18 protein-coding genes and 2 tRNA genes are annotated in these 22,795 nt (G+C 68.7%); 12 read left to right on the top strand and 8 right to left on the bottom strand.

What is annotated here, in order from left to right:
• Window positions 1-43: 43 nt before the first annotated feature.
• A complete protein-coding gene (locus tag E6C76_RS02130; protein ID WP_136346610.1) occupies window positions 44-2,110 on the bottom strand; it encodes a cation:proton antiporter in 2,067 nt (688 codons plus the stop codon).
• A gap of 151 nt (window positions 2,111-2,261) precedes the next feature.
• Complete coding sequence (locus E6C76_RS02125; protein ID WP_136346609.1) at window positions 2,262-3,275, bottom strand: sulfate ABC transporter substrate-binding protein; 1,014 nt, start codon at window positions 3,273-3,275, stop codon at window positions 2,262-2,264.
• Window positions 3,276-3,645: 370 nt separating this feature from the next.
• Here E6C76_RS02125 and cysT point away from each other — a divergent pair, with 370 nt between their 5' ends.
• From cysT to E6C76_RS02070, 11 genes are all read left to right on the top strand, one after another.
• Complete coding sequence (gene cysT / locus E6C76_RS02120; protein WP_136346608.1) at window positions 3,646-4,503, top strand: sulfate ABC transporter permease subunit CysT; 858 nt, start codon at window positions 3,646-3,648, stop codon at window positions 4,501-4,503.
• On the top strand, window positions 4,503-5,387 hold the full coding sequence (gene cysW / locus E6C76_RS02115; protein WP_136346607.1) for a sulfate ABC transporter permease subunit CysW: 885 nt from the start codon (window positions 4,503-4,505) through the stop codon (window positions 5,385-5,387). The genes cysT and cysW overlap by 1 nt, the downstream gene beginning before the upstream one ends.
• A 14-nt stretch (window positions 5,388-5,401) precedes the next feature.
• Window positions 5,402-6,487 (top strand): sulfate/molybdate ABC transporter ATP-binding protein, encoded by a 1,086-nt coding sequence (locus tag E6C76_RS02110; protein WP_136346606.1) that lies wholly within the window; start codon window positions 5,402-5,404, stop codon window positions 6,485-6,487.
• Window positions 6,484-7,416 (top strand): CysB family HTH-type transcriptional regulator, encoded by a 933-nt coding sequence (locus tag E6C76_RS02105; RefSeq protein WP_136346605.1) that lies wholly within the window; start codon window positions 6,484-6,486, stop codon window positions 7,414-7,416. The genes E6C76_RS02110 and E6C76_RS02105 overlap by 4 nt, the downstream gene beginning before the upstream one ends.
• Before the next feature lie 134 nt (window positions 7,417-7,550).
• Entirely contained in the window at window positions 7,551-7,952 is a 402-nt protein-coding gene (locus tag E6C76_RS02100; RefSeq protein ID WP_136346604.1) for a Fur family transcriptional regulator, read from the top strand.
• A 193-nt stretch (window positions 7,953-8,145) separates the two neighbouring features.
• The gene (locus E6C76_RS02095; protein WP_136346603.1) at window positions 8,146-10,122 is read left to right on the top strand and encodes a TonB-dependent receptor domain-containing protein; all 1,977 of its coding nucleotides are present in this window, start codon (window positions 8,146-8,148) and stop codon (window positions 10,120-10,122) included.
• Window positions 10,122-14,030, top strand: a complete 3,909-nt coding sequence (cobN, locus tag E6C76_RS02090; RefSeq protein ID WP_136346602.1) for a cobaltochelatase subunit CobN — start codon at window positions 10,122-10,124, stop codon at window positions 14,028-14,030. Before E6C76_RS02095 ends, cobN begins: the two co-directional genes overlap by 1 nt.
• A 29-nt stretch (window positions 14,031-14,059) precedes the next feature.
• Window positions 14,060-14,578, top strand: a complete 519-nt coding sequence (locus E6C76_RS02085; RefSeq protein WP_136346601.1) for a MotA/TolQ/ExbB proton channel family protein — start codon at window positions 14,060-14,062, stop codon at window positions 14,576-14,578.
• Window positions 14,578-14,883 (top strand): DUF2149 domain-containing protein, encoded by a 306-nt coding sequence (locus E6C76_RS02080; protein WP_136346600.1) that lies wholly within the window; start codon window positions 14,578-14,580, stop codon window positions 14,881-14,883. Before E6C76_RS02085 ends, E6C76_RS02080 begins: the two co-directional genes overlap by 1 nt.
• Before the next feature lie 161 nt (window positions 14,884-15,044).
• On the top strand, window positions 15,045-15,959 hold the full coding sequence (gene lepB / locus E6C76_RS02075; RefSeq protein ID WP_168734209.1) for a signal peptidase I: 915 nt from the start codon (window positions 15,045-15,047) through the stop codon (window positions 15,957-15,959).
• Between the two features lie 158 nt (window positions 15,960-16,117).
• Window positions 16,118-16,693 carry a flavin reductase family protein gene (locus E6C76_RS02070; RefSeq protein ID WP_230976131.1) on the top strand — a complete coding sequence of 192 codons (576 nt, stop codon included), beginning with the start codon at window positions 16,118-16,120 and terminating at the stop codon, window positions 16,691-16,693.
• Window positions 16,694-16,785: 92 nt separating this feature from the next.
• Here the strand turns inward: E6C76_RS02070 and E6C76_RS02065 are convergent.
• The 3 genes from E6C76_RS02065 to pgsA form a co-directional block, all read right to left on the bottom strand.
• Window positions 16,786-16,859: transfer RNA gene (locus E6C76_RS02065), tRNA-Cys, on the bottom strand.
• Window positions 16,860-16,933: 74 nt separating this feature from the next.
• Window positions 16,934-17,009 (bottom strand) — tRNA-Gly (locus E6C76_RS02060).
• A 41-nt stretch (window positions 17,010-17,050) separates the two neighbouring features.
• Window positions 17,051-17,644, bottom strand: coding sequence for a CDP-diacylglycerol--glycerol-3-phosphate 3-phosphatidyltransferase (gene pgsA / locus E6C76_RS02055; protein ID WP_136346598.1), 594 nt, complete (start codon window positions 17,642-17,644; stop codon window positions 17,051-17,053).
• A 146-nt stretch (window positions 17,645-17,790) separates the two neighbouring features.
• Here pgsA and E6C76_RS02050 point away from each other — a divergent pair, with 146 nt between their 5' ends.
• A complete protein-coding gene (locus tag E6C76_RS02050) occupies window positions 17,791-19,452 on the top strand; it encodes an alpha/beta hydrolase (protein WP_136346597.1) in 1,662 nt (553 codons plus the stop codon).
• 19 nt (window positions 19,453-19,471) lie between these two features.
• Here the strand turns inward: E6C76_RS02050 and uvrC are convergent, their stop codons facing one another.
• Genes uvrC through acpS form a run of 3 tightly spaced genes read right to left on the bottom strand, consistent with a single transcriptional unit; the run spans window position 19,472 to window position 22,795 of the window.
• Window positions 19,472-21,310: an excinuclease ABC subunit UvrC gene (gene uvrC, locus E6C76_RS02045; protein WP_230976130.1), complete on the bottom strand. Its 1,839-nt coding sequence runs from the start codon at window positions 21,308-21,310 to the stop codon at window positions 19,472-19,474.
• Between the two features lie 10 nt (window positions 21,311-21,320).
• Window positions 21,321-22,421 (bottom strand): beta-N-acetylhexosaminidase, encoded by a 1,101-nt coding sequence (gene nagZ / locus E6C76_RS02040; protein WP_136346595.1) that lies wholly within the window; start codon window positions 22,419-22,421, stop codon window positions 21,321-21,323.
• Window positions 22,418-22,795 carry a holo-ACP synthase gene (acpS, locus tag E6C76_RS02035; protein ID WP_136346594.1) on the bottom strand — a complete coding sequence of 126 codons (378 nt, stop codon included), beginning with the start codon at window positions 22,793-22,795 and terminating at the stop codon, window positions 22,418-22,420. Before acpS ends, nagZ begins: the two co-directional genes overlap by 4 nt.

Here is a 22,795-nt window from a genome sequence, read left to right as displayed (position 1 = left end):
GGGCGATCGCGGAATGCCCGCGGAAAGCGGAGGGGCCTGCGCCTCACGCCCAGCGGATCGGCGCGCTGCCCAGGCCGGTGGCCTCGCCGCTGTCCACCACATCCTCGTGGGCCTGCGGTTCGGCCGGATAGATCACCAGCAGGCCGGCGGCGGGCAGTTGCTCGGCGACCCGGCGCGGCAGGCTGGCGCCGATCGGTTCAGCGGCCAGGCCGCCGGCGCGCACGCCGTACAGCACCACCAGATCGCCATCGGCGTACTGCGCACGCAGGGTGGACAAGGCCTCGCTCCAGCGCGTCAGCGGCGCGGGGCGCAGGTCGGCAAGCGGGCGTACGCGCTGCAGGCTGGCCTGCAGGCCCTCGTCGGCGGCCTGCTGGGCGACCACGTGGATGGGTGCGCCCAGTTGTTGCGACAGGCGCTTGACCAGGCTCAGCGCGGCGCCGAAGCCTTCTTCGCGTTCGGCGTGGGGTGGCAGCGCGAACAGGATGCGCCGGGTGGTGTTGAGCGGTTCGCTCAGACGGGCAAGCAGCAAGGTGTAGTGCCGGTCGCTGAGCAGTTGCTCCACCATCGAGCCGAAGAACAGCTCCTGCGGCGTGGCCCGCCCGCGCCAGCCCACCACCACCTCGGAGCCGCGCAGCTCACGGCGCGCGTGCAGCACGCCGGTGGCGGCGTTGAAGGCGATGCGGGTGACCGGCTGGGCAGGCACCTCGGCCGCCGACAGCTGCCCCACCATGGCGGCCAGCGCGCGTTCGGACTGCGCGACCTCGGTGGCGCTGTGCAGCCCTTCTTCCACCACGGTGAGCGGGAACACCGGCTGGTTCTGCGCCGGATCGCGGATCAGCACCGCCAGTTCGAGCAGCGGACGCGCGGCGGCGGGCGTGGAACATGCCACCACGATGCGCTGCGGCGCGGCGCTGAGTTCGGCCGGTTCGGGCGCGGCGGACAATGCCAGCGCGCGGCCGTGGCGGTCCACCATCACCGGCGCCACCAGGCAGCTCACCAGGATGGTCAGGATGGCGCCGTTGACCACGGTGTCATCGAACAGGCCGAGGTCGTAGCCCACCATCACCGCCGCCAGCGTGGCGGCCGCCTGCGGCAGGCTGAGGCCGAACACCAGGCGCGCCTGATCGCGGCTGTAGCGCAGGATGGGCCGGGTGGCCTCGGCGGCCAGCCATTTGGTGACCAGGATGGTGACCACCATGGCGATGGCCACCGCCCAGGCGCGCAGCCCGCCGAGGAACACGCCCAAGTCGAGCAGCATGCCCACGGAGAGCAGGAAGAACGGGATGAAGATGGCCTCGCCGGTGAACTGGATGCGGTTCATCAGCGTGCTGTGGTGCGGAATCAGCCGGTTGAACGCCAGCCCGGCGAGGAAGGCGCCGACGATGGGCTCGGAGCCGGCCAGATGCGACAGCGCGGCGATGGCGAACACCGTGGCGAGCACGAAGACGAACTGCGCCACGCCGTCGCGCGCCACGTTGCGGAAGAACCAGCGCGCCACGATGGGCAGACCGACGAGGATGGCGCCCACATACACCGCCAGGCTGAAACCCAGGCGGTACCAGAACAGTTCATCGACCTCGCCGCGCGTGGAGCTGGCAATGACGGCCAGCACCAGCAGCGCCAGCGTGTCGGTGACGATGGTGCCGCCCACCGCGGTGGTCACCGCCTGGTTGCGGGTGATGCCCAGCCGGCTGGCGATGGGATAGGTGAGCAGCGTGTGCGAAGCGAAGGTGCTGGCCAGCAGGACGGCCGCCGGCCAGTCGAAGCCGAGCAGCACGCGCGAGACGAACAGGCCGATGCTGATCGGGATGGTGAAGGTGAGCAGGCCGAACACCAGGCTGTGCAGGCGGTAGCGCTTGAGCACCGCCATGTCGATTTCCAGCGCGGCGATGAACATGATGTACAGCAGGCCCACGGTGCCGAACAGCACGAAGGACTGGTCGCGCGCCAGCACGCCCAGCGCGTTGGGCCCGAGGATGGCGCCGGCGAGCAGCAGGCCGATCATCCCCGGCATCCGCCAGCGCCCCATGACGATGGGCGCCCACAGGATCAGCATCGCCACGATGGCGAAAACCAGTACCGGGTTGGTGATCGGCAGGTACTCGGACATCGCGCTTCCTTTTGAATTACGGGGATGGCAGTCCGCCTGCGGGCTGCCACGAGCGGGGAGTATGCCGCTCTTGCCGCTATGCAGCAAACCGGAAAAACAGACAAAAAAACGGGGCGGCCCCGCAAGGGGCCGCCCCGTTTTCGCCGACTGCTCAGCGCTGGGTATAGATCTGGTCGAACACCCCGCCATCGGAAAAATGCTTCTTCTGCGCGGCCTGCCAGCCGCCCAGGTCGTCGATGGTGATCAGCTTGGTCTGCACGAAGAGGTCCTTGAACTTGGCCGCCACTTCCGTGTCGCTCGGGCGGTAGAAGTGCTTGCCGGCCAGTTCCTGGCCTTCCTTGGAGTACAGGAATTCCAGATAGGCGGTGGCCACCGCGCGGGTGCCCTTCTTGTCGACCACGCGATCGACCACGGTGACCGGCGGTTCAGCCAGGATGGACAGGCTGGGCACGACGATCTCGAACTTGTCGGCGCCGAATTCCTTCAGCGCCAGGAAGGCTTCGTTTTCCCACGACAGGAACACGTCGCCCAGGCCGCGCTGCACGAAGGTGGTGGTGGCGCCGCGCGCGCCGGAGTCGAGCACGGCGACGTTCTTGTACAGCGCGCTGATGTACTCCTTGGCTTTTTCTTCATTGCCGCCCGGCTGGTTGAGCGCCCACGCCCAGCCCGCCAGGTAGTTCCAGCGCGCGCCGCCGGAGGTCTTCGGGTTGGGGGTGATCACGCTCACGCCCTGCTTCACCAGGTCGCCCCAGTCCTTGATCCCCTTCGGATTGCCCTTGCGCACCAGGAACACGATGGTGGAGGTGTAGGGCGAGCTGTTGTGCGGCAGGCGCGCCTGCCAGTCCTTGACCAGGTGGCCATGCTCGGAGATCGCGTCGATGTCATAGGCCAGGGCCAGGGTCACCACGTCGGCCTCCAGCCCGTCGATCACCGCGCGCGCCTGCTTGCCGGCACCGCCGTGCGATTGCTGGATGGTCAGCTTCTGGCCGGTCTTCTGTTCCCAGTGCTTGATGAACAGTGGGTTGAACTCCTGATACAGCTCGCGGGTGGGGTCGTACGACACATTGAGCAGGGTGATGTTCTGCGCCTGGGCGGCGGAGAACGGCAGCGCGAACGCCAGCGCGGCGCCGGCGAGCAGGGTCTTGAGTCGGGTGGTGGGGTGCATGGCGAATCCTCGCGGTCGGGTTATGAACGAGTTGTTAAGAGTCCCGAGGAATGTATTTGCGCCAGCCTTATAACCGAAATAACAAAATCTGCATTGCTTATCGAAACCACCCCCGATGCCGCTTTGCGAAAATTCTGCGCAGCAATGCAGAACTATTCAGATAAATCCATGGCCGCGGGGAAACGCGCCGCGAGCCCGGCGCGCCGCCCTAAGTCCTTGATGCGCAATCCCGGTGCCCGATGCGCAGCGGGCCGGCCCCCCTGCCGGTGATTCATATATACACAATATGGAATATCAAAATTCCAGATTAGTGCTTCAAGTTATTTTTGCATCGCAATATTCTGCGCACATCGTCCCTCGGAGCCTCTTGATGAGCGCCGTCGCAACTTTCTTCAATCCCACGCGGCAGACCCGCGTGCTGCCGGGCTTCGGCCTGTCGCTGGGCTACACGCTGGTGTATCTGTCGCTGATGGTGCTGATTCCGCTGTCGGCGGTATTCCTCAGGAGCGCCACGCTGTCGTGGAGCGAGTTCTGGTACATCGTTTCCGACCCGCGCGTGGTGGCCACCTACAAGCTGTCCTTCGGCACCTCGCTGCTGGCCGCGGCGGTCAACGCAGTGTTCGGTCTGGCGCTGGCCTGGGCGCTGGTGCGCTACAGCTTTCCGGGCAAGAAGCTGGTGGATGCGCTGATCGACCTGCCCTTTGCGCTGCCCACGGCAGTGGCCGGCATCGCGCTCACCGCGCTGTACGCCGGCAACGGCTGGGTGGGCCAGGTGCTCGAACCGCTGGGCATCAAGGTCGCCTTCACCCCGCTGGGCGTGCTGGTGGCGCTGGTGTTCATCGGCGTGCCCTTCGTGGTGCGCACCGTGCAGCCCATCCTGGAAGACCTGGAAACCGAGCTGGAGGAAGCCGCTTCCAGCTTGGGCGCGCAGCGCTGGACCACCTTCCACCGGGTCATCCTGCCCATCCTCACCCCGGCCCTGCTCACCGGCTTCGCGCTGGCCTTCGCGCGCGCGGTGGGCGAGTACGGTTCGGTGATCTTCATCGCCGGCAACATTCCGATGGTCTCCGAAATCACTCCGCTGATCATCATCACCAAGCTGGAGCAGTACGATTACGTGGGCGCCACCGCCATCGCCGTGGTGATGCTGGTGTTCTCCTTCGTGATGCTGCTGGCGATCAATCTGCTGCAGGCGTGGAGCGCCAAGCGCAGCGGGAGGAACCGCTGATGTCCGCCGCCGGAATCCTGCACGGGCGCGTGGACGCCCGCCGTTTCGAGAACAACGCCGCCACGCGCGAATCGCCCTGGGTGCGGCGCGCCATCCTGGGCGTGGCGCTGGCCTTCTTCGTGCTGTTCCTGGTGCTGCCGCTGGTGGCGGTGTTCGCCGAGGCGCTGCGCAAGGGCTGGGGCACCTATGTACACGCGCTCACCGACGCCGATGCGCTGGCGGCGATCAGGCTGACCCTGCTGGTGGCCGCGGTGTCGGTGCCGCTCAACCTGGTGTTCGGCGTGGCGGCGGCGTGGTCCATCGCCAAGTTCGAGTTCCGCGGCAAGCATTTCCTGACCACGCTGATCGATCTGCCGTTCTCGGTGTCGCCGGTGATTGCCGGCCTGATCTTCGTGCTGCTGTTCGGCGCGCACGGCTGGTTCGGCGCCTGGCTGATCGCCCACGACATCAAGATCATCTTCGCGGTGCCGGGCATCGTGCTGGCCACGGTATTCATCACCGTGCCCTTCATCGCCCGCGAACTGATTCCGCTGATGGAAGCGCAGGGCCGCGAGGAGGAGGAAGCCGCCACGGTGCTGGGCGCCAACGGTTTCCAGACCTTCTGGCGCGTCACCCTGCCCAACATCAAGTGGGGCCTGCTGTACGGGGTGATCCTGTGCAACGCGCGGGCGATGGGGGAATTCGGCGCGGTGAGCGTGGTTTCCGGGCACATCCGCGGCATGACCAACACCATGCCGCTGCATGTGGAAATCCTCTACAACGAATACAACTTCGCCGCCGCCTTCGCGGTGGCCTCGCTGCTGGCCCTGCTGGCGCTGGTGACGCTGTGCCTGAAGTCCTTCATCGAGTGGAAGGCGAGCCAGGCAGCCAAGGACACGGAATAAAAGGGAACCCCGAGATGAGCATCCAGGTACAAGAGATCAACAAGCAGTTCGGCAGCTTCACCGCGCTCAACAACGTTTCGCTCGACTTCCCCACCGGCGAGCTGGTCGCCCTGCTCGGCCCCTCCGGCTGCGGCAAGACCACGTTGCTGCGCGTCATCGCCGGGCTGGAAACGGCCGATTCCGGCCGGGTGATCCTGGAAGGCGAGGACGCCTCCGACACCCACGTGCGCGAGCGCCAGGTGGGCTTCGTGTTCCAGCACTACGCCCTGTTCCGTCACATGTCGGTGTTCGAGAACGTCGCCTTCGGCCTGCGCGTGAAACCGCGCAAGGAGCGCCCGAACGAGGCCGAGATCAACAAGCGCGTGCATCGCCTGCTCGAACTGGTGCAGCTCGACTGGCTGGCCGACCGTTACCCGGCGCAGCTTTCCGGCGGCCAGCGCCAGCGCATCGCGCTGGCCCGCGCGCTGGCGGTGGAACCGCGCGTGCTGCTGCTCGACGAGCCCTTCGGCGCGCTCGACGCCAAGGTGCGCAAGGAACTGCGCCGCTGGCTGCGCCGCCTGCACGACGAACTGCACGTCACCTCCATCTTCGTCACCCACGACCAGGAAGAAGCGCTGGAAGTGGCTGACCGCGTGGTGCTGATGAACAAGGGCCGCGTGGAACAGGTGGGCACCCCGCAAGAGGTCTATGAGCATCCGGCCACGCCCTTCGTGTACGGCTTCCTGGGCGCGGTGAACCTGTTCCACGGCCGCGTCGAGGGCGAACACGTGAAGGTCGGCGAGGCCACCCTGCCCCACGACGGCCGCGACGCCGACCACGGCGTCGAGGTGGTGGGCTTCGCCCGTCCGCACGAGCTGGACATCGTCACCGACCTGGCCGAGACGCGCGGCGTGGAAGCCGTGGTCAGCCGCGTGCTGGCCTTCGGCGCCAGCGCGCGCATCGAACTGGACGCGCTGGAAGGCGCCGCCGAGCGCGGCGAGCCGGTGCATTACGAAGTCGTGCTGACGCGCGAGCGCGTCGCCGAACTCGCGCTCAGCGAAGGCCAGCACGTGCGTCTGGTGCCGTCCTCGCTGCGCGTCTTTCCCCGGGAAGCCGCATGAACCTGCAACAACTCCGCATCGTCCGCGAGACCGTACGGCGCAGCTACAACCTGACCGAGGTTGCGGCCGCCCTGTTCACCGCGCAGTCCGGCGTCTCCAAGCACATCAAGGATCTGGAGGACGAACTGGGCGTGGAACTGTTCGTGCGGCGCGGCAAGCGCCTGCTCGGCCTCACCGAACCGGGCAAGGAACTGCTGCCCTTCGTCGAGCGCATCCTGCTCGACACCCACAACATCAAGCGCCTGGGCGAGCAGTTCGCGCAGAAGGACCAGGGCCACCTCAGCGTAGCCACCACGCACACCCAGGCGCGCTACGCCCTGCCGCCGGTGGTCACCCGCTTCAAGCAGGCCTTTCCCAAGGTGCATCTGGAACTGCACCAGAGCGGACCGCAGGAAATCGTCACCCTGCTGCGCAACGGCCAGGTGGACATCGGCATCGCCACCGAGGCGCTGGGCGACGAGGACGATCTGGTCAGCTTCCCCTACTACCAGTGGCAGCACGCCCTGGTGGTGCCGCAGGACCATCCGCTGACCCGCCTGCCGCGCCTGACCCTGGAAGCCCTGGCCGAATACCCCATCATCACCTACCACGAGGGCTACACCGGGCGGGCGCGCATCGACTCGGCCTTCGCCGCCGCCGGCATCGCGCCGGACATCGTCATGTCCGCACTCGACGCCGACGTCATCAAGGCCTATGTGGAACTCGGCCTGGGCGTGGGCATCATCGCCGCGATGGCCTTCCATCCGCACCGCGACGCCGGCCTGGCCCTGCTCGACGGCCGCGGCCTGTTCGAACTCAACACCACCCGCATCGCCCTGCGCCGCGGCCACTACCTGCGCGGCTACGCGCTGCGCTTCATCGAGTACTGCGCGCCGGAACTCGACGAGGCCAAGATCAAGGCCGCGCTGTTCCCCACGGCCGAAGCCTGAACGCATGCCGGCCATCCGGGCCGGCATGCGGCGGTCCATTCTTTGGCGGATGCCGGCGACGTTGTACAGTACCGCTCGCACACTTCCGCAGAATGCCTGTACGGGGCACGAACCGCCCGGGGAATGCCAGAGCGATGGACCACACGAAACTCACCAAGCAGCAGACGCTCGTCCTCGATGCGCTGCTGCGCGCGAACGAGCCCGCCAGCGCCTACGAACTGCTCGAACGGCTGCGCGACGAGGGCTTCCGCGCGCCGCCGCAGATCTATCGTGCCCTGGACAAGCTGATCGGCCATGGGCTGGTGCATAAGCTGGACAGCCTGAATGCCTTCGTGGCCTGTGCCCACCCGCATGAGCACGAACACGGCCAGGCCATCTTCGCGATCTGCGACCACTGCGGCTCGGTGGAAGAGTTTTCCGACCGGACGGTCGAACGCGGGCTGAAGGGGTGTTCGACGGAACACGCGTTCAAGATGGCCAAGACCACCATCGAGATGCATGGCACCTGCAAGAACTGCCTGAGCACCCAGCGCTAGCAACGCCGCTCCCCGGCCATTTCCCGCGCACCGGGCCTGCGCCCGCCTGCAGCGCGCCCCCCCAATCCCAATCCACCAGGTACCGCCGCCATCCCGGCAGAAAGGCTTTTCCGGCCGCGGATTGTTATGTTATAACATTGCATTCAAATTGATGCGGGCTGGACCGAGCCCCGCGCGAAAGGACGTGGAAGAAATGAATGCAAGACATGGTGCCTGCCTGATCACCCTGGCGGCATTGGGAAGCACCGCCTGGGCCCAGGCAGCAGAAGGTCACCGGCACGGAACGGGCCTCGAAGAAGCACCCTGGCAGATCGCAGCCCTGCCCTCCGTCGTGGTCACCGCCACCACTTCCGAACGCAGCGCGGCCGACGCCCCGGCCAGTGTCTCCGTCATCGAGGGCGAAAGCCTGCGCCGCCGCCCCGTGAACGATCTCGCCGACGCGCTCAAGGGTTCGGTGGGCCTCGGCCTGGACAGTCTCGGCCTCGGGCGGCAGGGCGTCTCGATCCGCGGCATGAGTTCCGAGCACACGCTGATGCTGATCGACGGGCAGCGCATCAACTCCTCCGCGTCCGCCATCGCGCATTCCGATTTCGAACTGGGCTGGGTTCCCGCCGAGGCCATCGAGCGCATCGAGGTGGTACGCGGGCCGATGTCTTCCCTGTACGGCTCCGAAGCTCTGGGCGGCGTGGTCAACACCATCACCCGCTCGGCTACCGACCGCTGGCGGGGTTCGGTCAGCGCCTACGCGCTGGTCGGCGACCACGGCCTGGACGGCAACCAGTACAAGGGCGGGTTCTATCTGGGCGGCCCACTGATTCCCGGTCGTCTGGGCCTGAACGCATGGGGCGAATACCGCTACCGCGACGCGCTGCGCGACGCCGGCAACAAGGCGCTCAGTGCGCTCGACGAACAGCGCGCCACGAACGGCCACCTCGGGCTGACCTGGACGCCCGACGACCGCCAGCGCATCGATCTGTCCGCGAGCGCCGGCAATGAAGACCAGGAAGGTTTCCGCAGCAGCAGCACCAGCCCGTTCTACAAGGCCGAGAACGAGGTCCAGCGCCGCCGCTACGCGCTCACCCACCTGGGCGAATGGGATTGGGGCAGCAGCCAGGTGCGTCTGTACCGCAGCACCCTGGAGCGGATCGCCCGCCGCAGCGACGGCGCCGACGCCACCGGGCCGAACCGCTTCACCGACACCGTGCTCGACGGCAGGCTGGGTTTTGCCGCCGGCCCGTCCCACAGGTTCACCCTGGGCGCCGAGGCCCGCCGCGAAACCCTGGAGGAACCCAGCGTCAACCGCGCCGGCAAGAAATCCCTGACCCACCACGCCCTCTTCGTCCAAGATGAAATCCGCCTGGGCCAGCGCTGGGAACTGGTGCTCGGCAGCCGCTTCGACCAGCACGAAGAGTACGGCTGGGAAACCAGCCCACGGGCCTATCTGCTGTTCCACCCCTCCGCCGCGCTGACCCTCAAGGCCGGCATGGGCCGGGGCTTCAAGGCGCCGACCCTGAAGCAGCTTTCCGCGGAATACGAATCCCGCGCGGCCATGGGCGGGCGCGGCATCATCCGCGGCAACCCGGATCTGCAGCCGGAAACCAACCGCTCCTTCGAACTGGGTGCCGCCTACCAACAGGAAACCTGGTCCGTCGGCGCGACCGTGTTCCGCAACGACGTGCGCAATCTGATCGAAACCGTGCGGCAGCCGACCTGCTTCGTCCCCGGGCGGGTCTGCCTGAACTACGAGAACGTCGCCGAGGTCCGCCTGCAGGGGCTGGAACTCACCGCCGCCGCCCATCTGTCCGCGCGCTGGCGGCTGGAAGGCAATTACACCTACCTCAATGCGCGCGACCGGACCGACGACGAACGCCTGGCCGACCGCTCCCGCCACCGCGCCAACGCCACGCTGGCCTGGGCGGTGCGCGACCGCCTCGCCACCCGGCTGCGGGTCGAGTACACCGGCTCGCAGTACCGCTCCGCAACGCTGAAGGACCGGCCCGGCCATACCCTGCTGCACTGGTACGTGGACCACGAACTGGGCCGCGGCCTGAGCCTGCACGCGGGCGTCGAGAACCTGACCGACAAGCGCCTGGCCAACGACGATGCCGACCTCTACGGCCGCGCCGATGAAGGGCGGCGCTACTTCGCGGGGCTGACGGCGAGGTTCTGATGTCCGCTGCGCGCTTCACCCGCCTGCTGGGCGGCGGCCTGCTGGCGGGCCTGCTGTGCATTGCGCCGGCACTGGCGGACAGCGCGCCGGTGGTGCAGGTGGTGCACAACCGCTTCGTGTCGGCCGAGAAATTCCAGCGCCTGCAGACCTTCGCGCAGCAGGAAGGCGTGACGCTGCGGCATCTGGACGTCGAAACCAGCTCGGCGGACGACCTGCGGCAGGCACTCGCTGCCACATCGCTGGCCGTGCTCGACGTGCCCCGGCCCAACGACCGCGCCATGGTCGAGCAACGAGCAGAACCAGCCGCGCCGGCCGGGCTCCGCCGCCTGACCGTCGGCGGCGGGCGCCCCGCCTGGGAGAATCTGCCGCCGGCACAGGGCGGCGCGCTGGCGGCGCTCTACGATGCGGGCGGCGCGGACAACTTCCGCCGCTTCTTCGCCCTGGCCAGGATGCTGCACGCGGGCCTGGCGCCCCCGCCGCATCTGTTGGAGCCCCCTGCCCGCCTGCCCGCCACCGCCTTCTACCACCCGCAGGCCCCGCGCCTCTTCGAGCATCTGGAAGCCTATCTGGCGTGGCACGCCTCGCATGCCGGGAAGGATGCCGCGCGGCAGCGCGGCCGGGTCGCATTCCTGCTCCACCGGGGCGTGGTGGCGGACCTGCTCACCCGCGAGGTGGACGAACTGATCGCCCGCAGCGAGGCGGCCGGCCTGCAGCCGGTGGCCTTCTGGTTCGATGGCAGCGCGCCGGACGGCCTGGCGGCCGTGCTCGGCGCCGGGCAGGTGGACGCGCTGGTCAATCTGTCCCACATGCAGAACGGCGCGGCGCGCAGCCGGGATTTCCTCGCGCTCGACGTGCCCGTCCTCCAGGCCCTGCGCTTTCGCGAGGGCGCAGCCGCCGACTGGCCCGCCGCCGTGAGCGGCGTGGCGCCGCGCACTACCGCCGTGTTCCTGGCCGGGCCGGAGGGCTGGGGCATCAGCGATCCGCTGGTGCTGTCCGCGGCCACCGCGGGCGTGGAAAACCTGCTGCCCGAACAGGCCGATGCGTTGATCGCCAAGCTGCAAAGCCTGGTGGCGCTGCGCCATCGCGCGCCGGCGGACAAAAAACTGGCGCTGATGTTCTGGAACTACCCGGTCGGCGAGAAGAACCTGGGGGCCTCGAACCTGAACATTCCGCGCAGCATCGTCTCTATCCAGGCCGCGCTGGCGGCCGAGGGCTACGCGGTGGGCGAAGCGCTCGACGAGCAGCAGGTCATCGAAGCCGGGCAGCGCATGCTGGGCGCGCTGTACGGCAGCGTCACGCTGGACGCCCTGCTGGCCGAGGGCAAGGCCGGACTCTACCCGCTGGCCGACTATGAACGCTGGCTTGCCGCGCTGCCGCCCGCACGCCGGGCCGAACTGCGCCACGCCGGGCCACCCGCCGGCCACCGGGCCATCCGCGAGATCGACGGCCAGCGCTACTTCGTCATTCCCCACTGGCGGATCGGCAACCTGCTGGTGATGCCGCAGATGCCGCGCCACGCCGAGCCGCACGCCCATTACCACGACACCGCCAGCGCGCCCGATCACCTCTACATGGCGGCCTATCTGTATCTGCAGCAGCGTTACGGCGCGCATGCGCTGATCCACCTGGGCACCCACGGCACGCAGGAATGGCTGCCCGGCAAGGACCGCGGGCTGGCCGCCAGCGACTACCCCTGGCTGGCGGTGGGCAGCCTGCCGGTGTTCTATCCCTACATCCAGGACAACGTCGGCGAGGCCATCCAGGCCAAGCGGCGCGGCCGCGCCGTCACCGTCAGCCACCAGACGCCGCCCTTCGCCCCGGCCGGGCTGTACGACCAGTTGCGCGACCTGCACCAGTTGATCCACGAGTACCAGCAACTCGACGACGGCCAGGTGCGCGAACAGGTGAGCGCCCGCATCCGCGAAGCGGCCGTCGCCGCCCATCTGCATGAGGATCTGGGCTGGACGGCGCAACAGGCCGAGCAGGATTTCAACGGCTTCCTGCAAGCCCTGCACGACCAGTTGCACGAACTGGCCCGCAGCGCCATGCCGCTGGGCCTGCACACCTTCGGCCAGCCGGCCGGCGCCGAACACCGCGCCAGCACCATCGTGCAGCAGCTCGGCGAGCCGTTCTACGCCGCGCTGGGCATCGACCGGGAAGAACTGTTCGTGGAGGACCACGCCAGTCTGGCGGACAACCCGGCCTATCTCGCGGTGCGCGCCATGCTGTCGCCCGAGGCTGCCGCCCTGCTGCCCCCCGGTGTGGCGGCCTTCACCGAGCGCGCGCGCGAACTGGATCGCCGCCTGCGCGACACCCGCGAGAACGAGGCACTGCTGGCCGGACTGGCCGGCCGCTTCGTGCCGCCGGGCGCCGGCGGCGATCCGATCCGCAACCCGGAAGTGGAAAGCGGGCGCAACCTCTACGCCTTCGAGGCTGACAAGATTCCGGCGCGCGCCGCCTACGAATCGGCCGCCGTGGCCTACGAGCAGTTGGTGAGCGCCTTCCGCGCCGAGCACGCCGGCGCCTGGCCGCAAAAGCTCGCCTTCAGCCTGTGGTCTTCGGAGGCCATCCGCCACCTGGGCGTGACCGAGGCGCAGATCCTCCACGCCCTGGGCCTGCGCCCGCGCTGGGACGCCGGCGGGCGCGTCACCGCGCTGGAGGTCATTCCCGCCAGGGAGCTGGGCCGTCCGCGCAGCGACGTGGTGGTGCAGGTCACCGGCGTGTATCGCGACCAGTTCGACAGCTTCATGCGCCTGCTCGACGACGCGCTGGCGCGCCTGGCCGAACTGGACGAACCCGGCAACCCCGTCGCCGCCAACAACCGCCGCATCGCCGCGGCCCTCCGCGAGCGGGGGATGCCGGCCGGCGAGGCCGCTGCGGCGGCGCGCTACCGCATCTTCGGCAACGCGCCGGGCGAATACGGCACCGGCGTGCCCGACCTGGCGCTGCGCTCCACCGAATGGGACGACGATGACGCGCTGGCGCGGCAATTCCTCGCCAGCAGCCGCCACGCCTACGGCAGCCGTGGATGGGGCGAGGCGCCGGCGCGGGCCAATCTGCTGGCCGAGCAACTGCGCGGCACGCAGGCGGCGGTCATGGCGCGCTCGTCGAACGTGCATGGCGTGCTGTCCACCGATCATCCGTTCGAATTCCTCGGTGGCCTGTCGGCGGCCATCCGGCACCTGGACGGCCAGGCGCCGCAGCTGCTGGTCTCCGACCTGCGCGGCCGCGAGGTCAGGACCACCGGGCTGGCGCGCTTCCTCGCCGACGAGATGCGCGTCCGCTACCTCAACCCGCAATGGATCGCCGCCATGCAGCAGGAGGGCTACGCCGGCACGCTGCAGGTGCTCAACGTCACCAACAACCTGTTCGGCTGGCAGGCCATGGACACCTCCACGGTACGCGCCGACCAGTGGCAGGCGCTGTTCGACACCTACGTGACGGACACCCGCGCCCTGGGCACGCGCGAATGGTTCGAGCAGCACAACCCCACGGCGCAGGCCCAGATCCTCGAACGCATGGCCGAGGCCATCCGCAAGGGCTACTGGGACGCCTCCGCGGACACCCGGCGCGCGCTGGCGCAGCGCTGGCAGGAACTGGCGCGGCAGCACGGCGTGGCCACCGGCGCCGAAACCACGCGCCGCTTCATCGACGATCTGGCGCGCGGCTTCGGCCTGGACACGGCGGCCGCCCCGGACGCCGAGGCCGCGCCCGTGTCTTCCGACACCCCGGACGCGGCAGACAGCGCCGAGCGCGCCCGCGAAGCCGTGCAGGGACAAGTCCTGGAAGCACTGGAAACACCCCTGCCAGACGATTCCCCGCAGCGCTGGGCGCTGGCCGCGATGCTGCTTCTGCTGTGCGCCGGAGGCCTGCGCCAGGCCATCGCCGGCGGCCGCGCCGCGGGATGACCGACCAACCGATCCACCCAGGGAACCCCATGCCCGTACTTGCCGAAATCGAAACCCTTCTCTATGCCGTTTCGCGGGTCTTCCTCGCCCCGGTGATGCTGCTGATCGCCGCCGCGCTGGCCTATGCGCTGGTGATGCTCGGCGCGTTCGCCGTCGAGGCCTGGCAGCGCCGGCGGCCTTCCCACCCGCGCGCCCTGCTCGCCTACGCGCGGCAGGCCCCGGACGGCGGCGCGGGCGGGCAGGCGCTGCTCGCCAGCGACGATCTGGAACTGTGGATCATGCGGCGGCTGGAGTGGCTGCGCATCGTCTCGCGCACCGCCCCCATGCTGGGGCTGATCGCCACCATGATCCCGATGGGCCCGGCACTGCTGGCCCTGGGCAGCAACGACGCCTCGGCGGTGGGCAGGAACATGGTGGCCGCCTTCTCGGCGGTGATCCTCGCGCTGCTCGCGGCCAGCATCTGCTTCTTCATCCTGACCATCCGCCGGCGCTGGCTGCTGCAGGATCTGCGCGACGTCGAGCGGCAGCGCGAAGGGAAGCCGGCCTGATGCGCTTTCTCGATGAAGAGGACAACGACCCGATGCTCTCGGTGGTCAACCTGATCGACCTGTTCCTGGTCATCATCGGCGTGCTGATGGTGGTGATCGCCCAGAATCCGCTCAACCCCTTCTCGCAGGACAGGGTCGTCGTGGTCGAAAACCCGGGGGAAGCCGACATGCGCATCACCATCAAGGACGGCCAGGAACTGACGCGCTACGAGTCCAGCGGCGAAGTCGGCGAAGGGCTGGGCTCGCGCGCGGGGATCACCTACCGCCTGGACGACGGGCGCATGATCTACGTGCCCGAGCGCTGAGCCGGCAGCGCGATCGAGGCGCCCGCCACCGGGCATGGCATAGGCGCTGGCGGGCGGACAGCACGGACACCGCGCGCGTTCATCCATTACAGTGCATGAATCGGTCATCCGCACGCCCGGCGCGGCGGATCGCCCCGCCCCACCCGCTCCCAAGCCAGCCCATGCCCAATCCGCCCCGCAAATGGATCGCCGCGCTGTTAGGCGTTCTCGCTCAACCCCTGTCGATGCTGTATGTCGGGCAGGCCCGCTGGGCGGGCATCTATTTCCTGCTGAGCCTGGCCATCGTATTCACCGGGGAACTCTACCTGCGCGGATCGGGCGTGGACGGCATGCTCGCGCTCATCCTCGCGGCCGTGTGCGCCATCCATGCCTACCGCGCGGCCGCGAACTACCCCAAGGACAGGAGCCGTCCGGCCTACAGCCGCTGGTATGGACTACTCGGCGCGCTGTGCACCCTGCTGCTGCTCGTCCTGGTGCTGCGTGCCTATCTCTTCGAGCCGTTTCGCGCGGCTTCCGGCTCCATGCAGCCCGCCATCCCGATCCAGGCCTACCTGATCGTGCAGAAATGGGGCTACGGGCACTACGGCGCCTACGGCATCCGCCTGCCCGGCCCCGCCGCCTCCGCGCCGCTGAAGCGCGGCGACGTGGTGGTCTTCGAATTCCCCGCGGATCGCAGCATCCAGTACGTCAAACGGCTGGTCGGCCTGCCCGGGGACACGGTGGCCTACCAGGACAAGGAACTGACCATCAACGGCACGCCAATCTCCCACCAGCGGGTCGCCGACCATCTGGACATGCGGACCGCCACACGCATCCCGGCCTACCGCGAATCGCTGGACGGCACCGAATACACCGTGCTGATCCGCGAAGACACGCCGCCGGCGTTCGCCGCCCTCCGCCAGACCTTCCCCTTCCAGGGACAATGCGCCTACACGGCTCAGGGCATCACCTGCCGGATTCCCGACGGCCATTACTTCATGCTGGGCGACAACCGCGACGCCAGCTACGACAGCCGGGTCTTCGGCTTCGTCCCCGCCGACCACATCGTCGGCAAGGTCGTGCGCATCGTTCCGTAGGGCCGGACCGGGCTGCCGGGAAAGCTGCCGGCGATTAAATAACCGCGTGTCCACGGTGCGTCTGGCCCTCATCGAACACCACGGCATCCGGTGCGCAGCACCGGGCGGGGAGCGCGCGGCGCCCAGCATTGCCCGCAAAGGCCTACCATGGAGAATCGATGAGCGCTGCCCACGTTACCGGAGGTGCCGACATGCAAACACTGGAACTATCCAAGGCCTTCACGCTGATCGAACCAGGCCCGGTGGTGCTGGTGACCACCCATGACGGGCATGTGCCCAACATCATGACCATCTCGTGGACCATGGTCATGGATTTCACCCCGGTGTTCGCGATCACCACGGGCGCGTGGAACCATTCGTTCGCGGCGCTGAGCAAGCGGCGTGAATGCGTGCTCGCCATCCCCACGGTAGACCTGCTGGATACGGTGGTGGGCATCGGCACATGCTCCGGGCGCGATACCGACAAGTTTTCCAGGTTCGGCCTGACGGCGATGCCGGGCAAGTCCGTCAAGGCACCACTCATCAAGGAGTGCCTGGCCAACATCGAATGCACGGTTGCCGACATCATCGATCGTCACGGCATCGTCGTGCTGGAAGCGGTGGCGGCCCACATCGATCCGGAACGCCGGGAGCGCCGGACCGTTCACGCCGTGGGAGATGGAACGTTCATCGTGGACGGCCGCAAATTCGACCGGCGAACCATGATGGCCTCGAAGCTGCCGCCCGGTGTCTAAGGAGCCGTGCGCGCATGCCTTCGGACCACTTCAAAGCGGTTTTTCGGCAATAAAAAACCCGCCGAAGCGGGTATGAATTTTCGTTTTTTTACTGGAGGCGCGACTCGGAATCGAACCGGGGTACACGGCTTTGCAGGCCGCTGCATAACCACTCTGCCATCGCGCCGTTGTACTGAATGGCCATTCCGAAATCTTTATCGGTCTGCGCCAACCCCGCAATTCTGCAGGGTTTTTGAATGCTGGAGCGGGAAACGAGTCTCGAACTCGCGACCTCAACCTTGGCAAGGTTGCGCTCTACCAACTGAGCTATTCCCGCTGGAAAGGCCGCTATTATAGACGGCGGCCGGCTGCTGTCAACTACCCCGCCGCGCCGCCGCCCGCATCGTCGTGCATGCGCAGCAACGGCATGGCGCGGTGCAGATAGTAGCCCATGGACCACAGCGTGAGCGCGGCGGCGACGTAGATGAGCCACTCACCGAGCACGCGCATGTTCAGCCCGAGCAGGGGCGCGTTGAACAGCAACATGGGGATGGCGGTCATCTGCGCGGCGGTCTTCAGCTTGCCTACGTAGGCCACCGCGACGCTGGCCGACTTGCCCACCTTGGCCATCCATTCGCGCAGCGCGGAAATGGTGATCTCGCGGCCGATGATGATCACCGCGATCACCGCATCCGCGCGGCCGAGCTGGACCAGCAGGATCAACGCGGCGGCCACCATCAGCTTGTCGGCCACCGGATCGAGGAAGGCGCCGAAGGCGGAGGTCTGCCCCAGGCTGCGCGCCAGGTAGCCGTCGAACCAGTCGGTGACCGCGGCGACCACGAAGATGGAGGTGGCGATCAGGTTGCGCGCGGCGGCGCCCAGCCAGGGATCGGGGAGATAGAACACGCCGACGAAGATCGGGATCAGCGCAATGCGCGCCCAGGTCAGCGTGTTGGGGATGTTCAGCGGCATCGAACGGGCCCTCGGGCCGGCAGGTTGAAGCGGAAGCGTAGTATAGCCGCCCCGGCCCCGCATTCGGTGGGCGGCGCCCGGCACCGGCACCCGTATACTGGCCCCTTCATGACGAATACGCTGGCACGCCCGCCAGCGCTGAACCGATGCTGCCACCCCTGCTCGAACGCCTGCTGCGCTCGCTCTCCCCGGTCGGGCTGATCCTCGGCACCCTGTTCTTCGCCATGTCGCTGACGCCCAGCCTGGTGCCGCGCCCTTTCGTGATGCAGGGGCTGCTGTCCGGCATGGCGCTGGCCGCCGGCTACGGCATCGGCGTGCTCGGCCGCGGCATCTGGCATTACCTGGAACTGCCGGTGGCGCACGGGCGCTCGCGCTGGGTGCTGAAAGGCGTGCTGGGGCTGATCTGCCTGGGCGTGGCGGTCGCCTTCCTGCTGCAGGCCTCGGCCTGGCAGAACTCGTTGCGCGCCTTGATGGAACTGCCGCCGGTGGACAGCAGCCGGCCGCTCTCCGTGGGCCTGATCGCCACCGGGGTGTTCGCCCTGCTGCTCGCCGTGGCCCGCCTGTTCGGCCTCTGCGCGCGGCTGGTGTCGGGCTGGCTGAACCGCTTGGTGCCGCGCCGCATCTCGGCGGCGGCCGGCCTGCTGGTGGCCTTTCTGCTGTTCTGGTCGCTGGTCGACGGGGTGTTCGCGCGCTTCGTCCTGAACACCTTCGATGTCTCGTTCAGCCAGCTCGATGCGCTGATCGAGGACGACGTGGCTGCTCCCGCCGATCCGCTGTTCACTGGCAGCGCCGAATCGCTGATCGCCTGGAAGGATCTCGGCCGCCAGGGCCGGCGTTTCGTCGCCGCCACGCCCACGCCCGAGGAGCTGGCGCGCTTCGCCGACCAGCCGGTGCGCCGGCCGCTGCGCGTGTATGCCGGGCTGAACTCGGCCGAAACCATCGAGGAACGCGTGGAACTGGCCTTCGACGAACTACGCCGCGCCGGCGGCTTCGAGCGCAAGGTGCTGGTCATCGTCACGCCCACCGGCACCGGCTGGGTCGATCCCGGCGCCATCGACAGCGTGGAATACCTGCACCGCGGCGACGTGGCCAGCGTGGCCGTGCAGTACTCCTACCTGCCCAGCTGGCTGTCGCTGCTCGCCCAGCCCGACTACGGCGCGGATACCGCGCGCGCCCTGTTCCAGCGCGTCTATGGCCACTGGCAGACCCTGCCGGCCGACCGGCGCCCGCGCCTGTACCTGCAGGGCCTGAGCCTGGGCGCGCTGAACTCGCAGCGTTCGGCGGACGCCTGGGACATCGTCGGCGATCCGCTGCACGGCGCGCTGTGGAGCGGGCCGCCGTTCCGCAGCACCAACTGGCAGTGGATCATCGCGCACCGCAACGCCGGCTCCCCCGCCTGGCTGCCGCGCTTCCGCGACGGCGCGCTGATCCGCTTCGCCAACCAGGCGGGCGCGCTGGAAGATTTCGACGCGCCCTGGGGGCCACTGCGCATCGTCTATCTGCAGTACGCCAGCGACCCGATCACCTTCTTCGACCCGCTGGCCTTCCTGCGCGAGCCGGAATGGCTGTCCGGTCCGCGCGGATCGGACGTCTCGCCCAGCCTGCGCTGGTTTCCGGTGGTGACCATGCTGCAGCTCGCCGTGGATATCGCCGCCGCCGACCATGCGCCCATCGGCTACGGTCACGCCTACGCCACCGAGCACTACATCGACGGCTGGCTGGCGGTGAGCGCGCCGGAGAACTGGCCGGAAGCGGAAATACGCCGCCTCAAGGCCACCATCGGCGACCTCGACCGCACACGCGAATAAAAGGTGGGATGCGCGGCGCTCAGCCGCGCAGCTGGTCGTGGATGCGCTGGGCCAGCGCCGCGTTGATGCCCTCGACGCGGCACAGGTCTTCCACGGTGGCCGTGCGCACGCCATCCAGTCCGCCGAAGGCGGCCAGCAGGTTGCGCCGCCGCGACGGGCCGACGCCGGGAATGTCCTCCAGCCGCGAGCCGATGCGCGCCTTGGCGCGCCGCGCGCGGTGCCCGGTGATGGCGAAGCGGTGCGCCTCGTCGCGGATTTCCTGGATCAGATGGAGCGCGGGCGCATCCGGCTCCAGATGCAGGGGTTCGCGGCCATCCGGGAAGATCAGCGATTCCAGCCCCGGCTTGCGCCCTTCGCCCTTGGCCACGCCGATCATTGCCACCGATTCCAGCCCCACCTCGGCGAGGATGGCGCGCGCGGCGCTCACCTGCCCCTTGCCACCGTCGATCAGGATCAGGTCCGGGCACAGGCCCTCGCCCGCCGCCACCTTGCCGTAGCGCCGCTCCAGCACCTGGCGCATGGCGGCGAAGTCGTCGCCGCCGGTGATACCGGTGATGTTGTAGCGCCGGTACTCCGAGTTCTTCATCTGCCCATCCACGCACACCACGCAGGAGGCCACGGTGGCCTCGCCCATGGTGTGGCTGATGTCGAAGCATTCGATGCGGCGCGGCGGATCCGGCAGATCGAGCGCCTCGCGCAGCGCTTCCAGGCGCTGTTCGGCCCGCCCGGTATCGCGCGCGCGCGCCAGGATGGCCAGCCCGGCGTTCTTGCGGGCCATCTCCATCCATGCCTTCTCGGCGGCGAAGCGCGGCGCGGCCAGCGCGCAGGGCGTGTCGGACAGCTCGGCGAGCACCTCGCGCAGCGCGGCCGAGGGCGCTTCCACCAGCAGACGCGCGGGCATGGCATGCACCGCGTAATGCTGTTCGACGAAGGCCAGCAGCGCGTCCTCGGCACTGCATCCGGCGGCATTGCCAGGGAACTGCGGACGATCGCCCAGATGGCGGCCGCCGCGCACCATGGCGATGTTCACGCAGGCCATGCCCTGCTCTTCCACTGCCGCGATGATATCCACGTCCTCGTCCTTGCGGCTGTCGACGAACTGGCGGTGCAGCACCGCCTGCAGGGCGCGCACCTGGTCGCGGCAGGCGGCGGCCTCTTCGAAATCCAGACGCTCGGCGGCAGCCTGCATGCGCGCGGACAGATCATCGACCACCTCGCTGGCACGCCCGTCCAGGAAACGCGCGGCCAGTTTCACGTCGGCGGCGTAGCGTTCGCGGTCCACCAGCTCCACGCAGGGCCCGCTGCAGCGTTTGATCTGGTACAGTAGACAGGGCCGCGAGCGGTTCTGGAATACCGAGTTCTCGCAGGTGCGCAGCTGGAAGGTCTTCTGCAGCAGGTGGATGCTCTCGCGCACCGCCCAGGAATTGGGGAACGGCCCGAAATAGCGCGCGCCCTTGGCGAAGGCACCACGGTGGTAGGCCAGGCGCGGGAATTCGTCGCCGGAAAGTTCGATGTAGGGGTAGGACTTGTCGTCGCGGAACAGGATGTTGTAGCGCGGCGCCAGGCTCTTGATGAGGTTGTTCTCCAGCAGCAGCGCCTCGGCCTCGGAACGCGTCGGGGTCACGTCCACGCGCAGCACCTGCGCCACCATCATGGCGATGCGCGGGCTGGACAGCGTCTTCTGGAAGTAGCTGGAAACGCGGCGCTTGAGGTTCTTGGCCTTGCCGACGTAGAGCACGCGGTCTTCCGCACCGATCATGCGGTAGACGCCGGGCTCCTCCGGCACCGTGCGCAGGAAGGCGCGCGCGTCGAAGGCCGCTACGGGTTTGCGCGGGTCGGGCGCGGCGGCGTCGCTCACAGGCGCCTCCTCAGCCTGCCGGCGCGTCGCCGCTGGTCCCGGCCGCCAGCATCGGTGCGACGGCATCGCGCTCGGCCAGCGCTTGCACGGCCGTGCGCGCGGCGGCGTAGCGCGGCGCCAGTTCCAGCGCGAAGGGATCGGCGTGGCGCGGCTGGCCGCGCAGCGCGGCGATGCGGCGCTGGCCGTCCGGGTCGGCTTCCGGCGCCCAGCGGTCGAGCAGTTCGGCGGCCAGATCGGGGCGGTTGCACACCAGCACCATGTCGCAGCCGGCCTCGAAGGCGGCGCGCGCGCGGCCGAGGATGTCGCCGGCCACCAGCGCGCCTTCCATGTTCAGGTCGTCGCTGAAGATCGCGCCGTCAAAGCCCAGCCGCCCGCGCAGCACCTCCTGCAGCCAGAAGCGCGAGAAACCCGCCGGGTGCGGATCGACCGCCGGATAGATGACATGCGCCGGCATCACCCCGCCAAGCTGGCGGCCCAGGCGGTGGCGATAGGGCGCGATGTCCTGCGCCCAGATGTCGTCGAAGAGGCGTTCATCCACCGGGATATCGACGTGGGAATCGGCCTCCACGAAGCCGTGCCCGGGGAAATGCTTGCCCACGCTCTTCATGCCCGCCTCGGCCATGCCGGCCACCAGCGCCTGGGCCAGCGCGGCGGTGACCGTCGGGTCGCGGTGGAAGGCGCGGTTGCCGATGGCCCGGCTGCAGCCGTAGTCCAGATCGAGCACGGGCGCGAAGCTCAGATCCACGCCGTGGGCGAGCAGTTCGGCGGCCAGCACGTAGCCGGTATCGCGCGCGGCTTCCAGCGCGGCCAGCGAATCCTCCGCCCACAGCGCGCCCAGCGTGCGCATGGCCGGCAGGCGGGTGAAGCCGTGGTCGCGGAAACGCTGCACGCGCCCGCCTTCGTGGTCCACGGCGATCAGCGGCGGCAGCGCGCGCACGGCGCGGATGTCGGCGGTGAGCGCGGCGATCTGTTCGGAATCGGTGTAGTTGCGCGCGAACAGAATCACCCCGCCGACCAGCGGGTCGCGCAGGCGCTCTCGCTCCTCGTCGGTGAGCGCGGTGCCGGCGACGTCGAGCATCACCGGGCCCAGGGCGCTGGCGGGCATGTTCATGTGCGTTCGATCACCGCGAAGGCCACCACGTGCTCGTCCTCGTCGGACAGGCTGAGGTGGGCGTTGAGGCCGTGTTCGGCCATATGCGCGGCCAGGCGCCCGTCGTACTCATACACCGGCTTGCCCAGCGCGTCGTGCCCCACCGCGATGGCGTGCAGCGTGGCGGGCACCGCGATACCGGTGCCCAGCGCCTTGCCGAAGGCTTCCTTGGCGGCGAAACGCTTGGCGAGGAAGCGCGCGGGATCGCGGCTGGCCGCCCACGCGACGCGCTCGCCCTCGGCCAGGATGCGCTCGGCGAAGCGCGCGCCGTGGCGTTCCAGCGCGGCGCGCACGCGCTCGATGCGCACGATGTCGGTGCCGATGCCGTGGATCAT

This window comes from Pseudothauera nasutitermitis, assembly GCF_004801295.1.
In the GTDB taxonomy this organism is placed as follows: Bacteria; Pseudomonadota; Gammaproteobacteria; order Burkholderiales; family Rhodocyclaceae; genus Pseudothauera; species Pseudothauera nasutitermitis.
Note: the sequence above shows the minus strand (reverse complement) of the source record. Positions and strands in the feature narration are given on the sequence as shown.

Bases quoted from the DNA above. Each gene is read 5' to 3' on its own strand.
- acpS (WP_136346594.1), bottom strand. From the start codon at position 22,795: ATGATCCACGGCATCGGCACCGACATCGTGCGCATCGAGCGCGTGCGC.
- cysW (WP_136346607.1), top strand. From the start codon at position 4,503: ATGTCCGCCGCCGGAATCCTGCACGGGCGCGTGGACGCCCGCCGTTTC.
- E6C76_RS02070 (WP_230976131.1), top strand. From the start codon at position 16,118: ATGAGCGCTGCCCACGTTACCGGAGGTGCCGACATGCAAACACTGGAA.
- E6C76_RS02110 (WP_136346606.1), top strand. From the start codon at position 5,402: ATGAGCATCCAGGTACAAGAGATCAACAAGCAGTTCGGCAGCTTCACC.
- nagZ (WP_136346595.1), bottom strand. From the start codon at position 22,421: ATGAACATGCCCGCCAGCGCCCTGGGCCCGGTGATGCTCGACGTCGCC.
- E6C76_RS02125 (WP_136346609.1), bottom strand. From the start codon at position 3,275: ATGCACCCCACCACCCGACTCAAGACCCTGCTCGCCGGCGCCGCGCTG.
- pgsA (WP_136346598.1), bottom strand. From the start codon at position 17,644: ATGCCGCTGAACATCCCCAACACGCTGACCTGGGCGCGCATTGCGCTG.
- E6C76_RS02130 (WP_136346610.1), bottom strand. From the start codon at position 2,110: ATGTCCGAGTACCTGCCGATCACCAACCCGGTACTGGTTTTCGCCATC.
- E6C76_RS02095 (WP_136346603.1), top strand. From the start codon at position 8,146: ATGAATGCAAGACATGGTGCCTGCCTGATCACCCTGGCGGCATTGGGA.
- lepB (WP_168734209.1), top strand. From the start codon at position 15,045: ATGCCCAATCCGCCCCGCAAATGGATCGCCGCGCTGTTAGGCGTTCTC.
- E6C76_RS02080 (WP_136346600.1), top strand. From the start codon at position 14,578: ATGCGCTTTCTCGATGAAGAGGACAACGACCCGATGCTCTCGGTGGTC.
- E6C76_RS02085 (WP_136346601.1), top strand. From the start codon at position 14,060: ATGCCCGTACTTGCCGAAATCGAAACCCTTCTCTATGCCGTTTCGCGG.
- E6C76_RS02050 (WP_136346597.1), top strand. From the start codon at position 17,791: ATGCTGCCACCCCTGCTCGAACGCCTGCTGCGCTCGCTCTCCCCGGTC.
- E6C76_RS02105 (WP_136346605.1), top strand. From the start codon at position 6,484: ATGAACCTGCAACAACTCCGCATCGTCCGCGAGACCGTACGGCGCAGC.
- cysT (WP_136346608.1), top strand. From the start codon at position 3,646: ATGAGCGCCGTCGCAACTTTCTTCAATCCCACGCGGCAGACCCGCGTG.
- E6C76_RS02100 (WP_136346604.1), top strand. From the start codon at position 7,551: ATGGACCACACGAAACTCACCAAGCAGCAGACGCTCGTCCTCGATGCG.
- cobN (WP_136346602.1), top strand. From the start codon at position 10,122: ATGTCCGCTGCGCGCTTCACCCGCCTGCTGGGCGGCGGCCTGCTGGCG.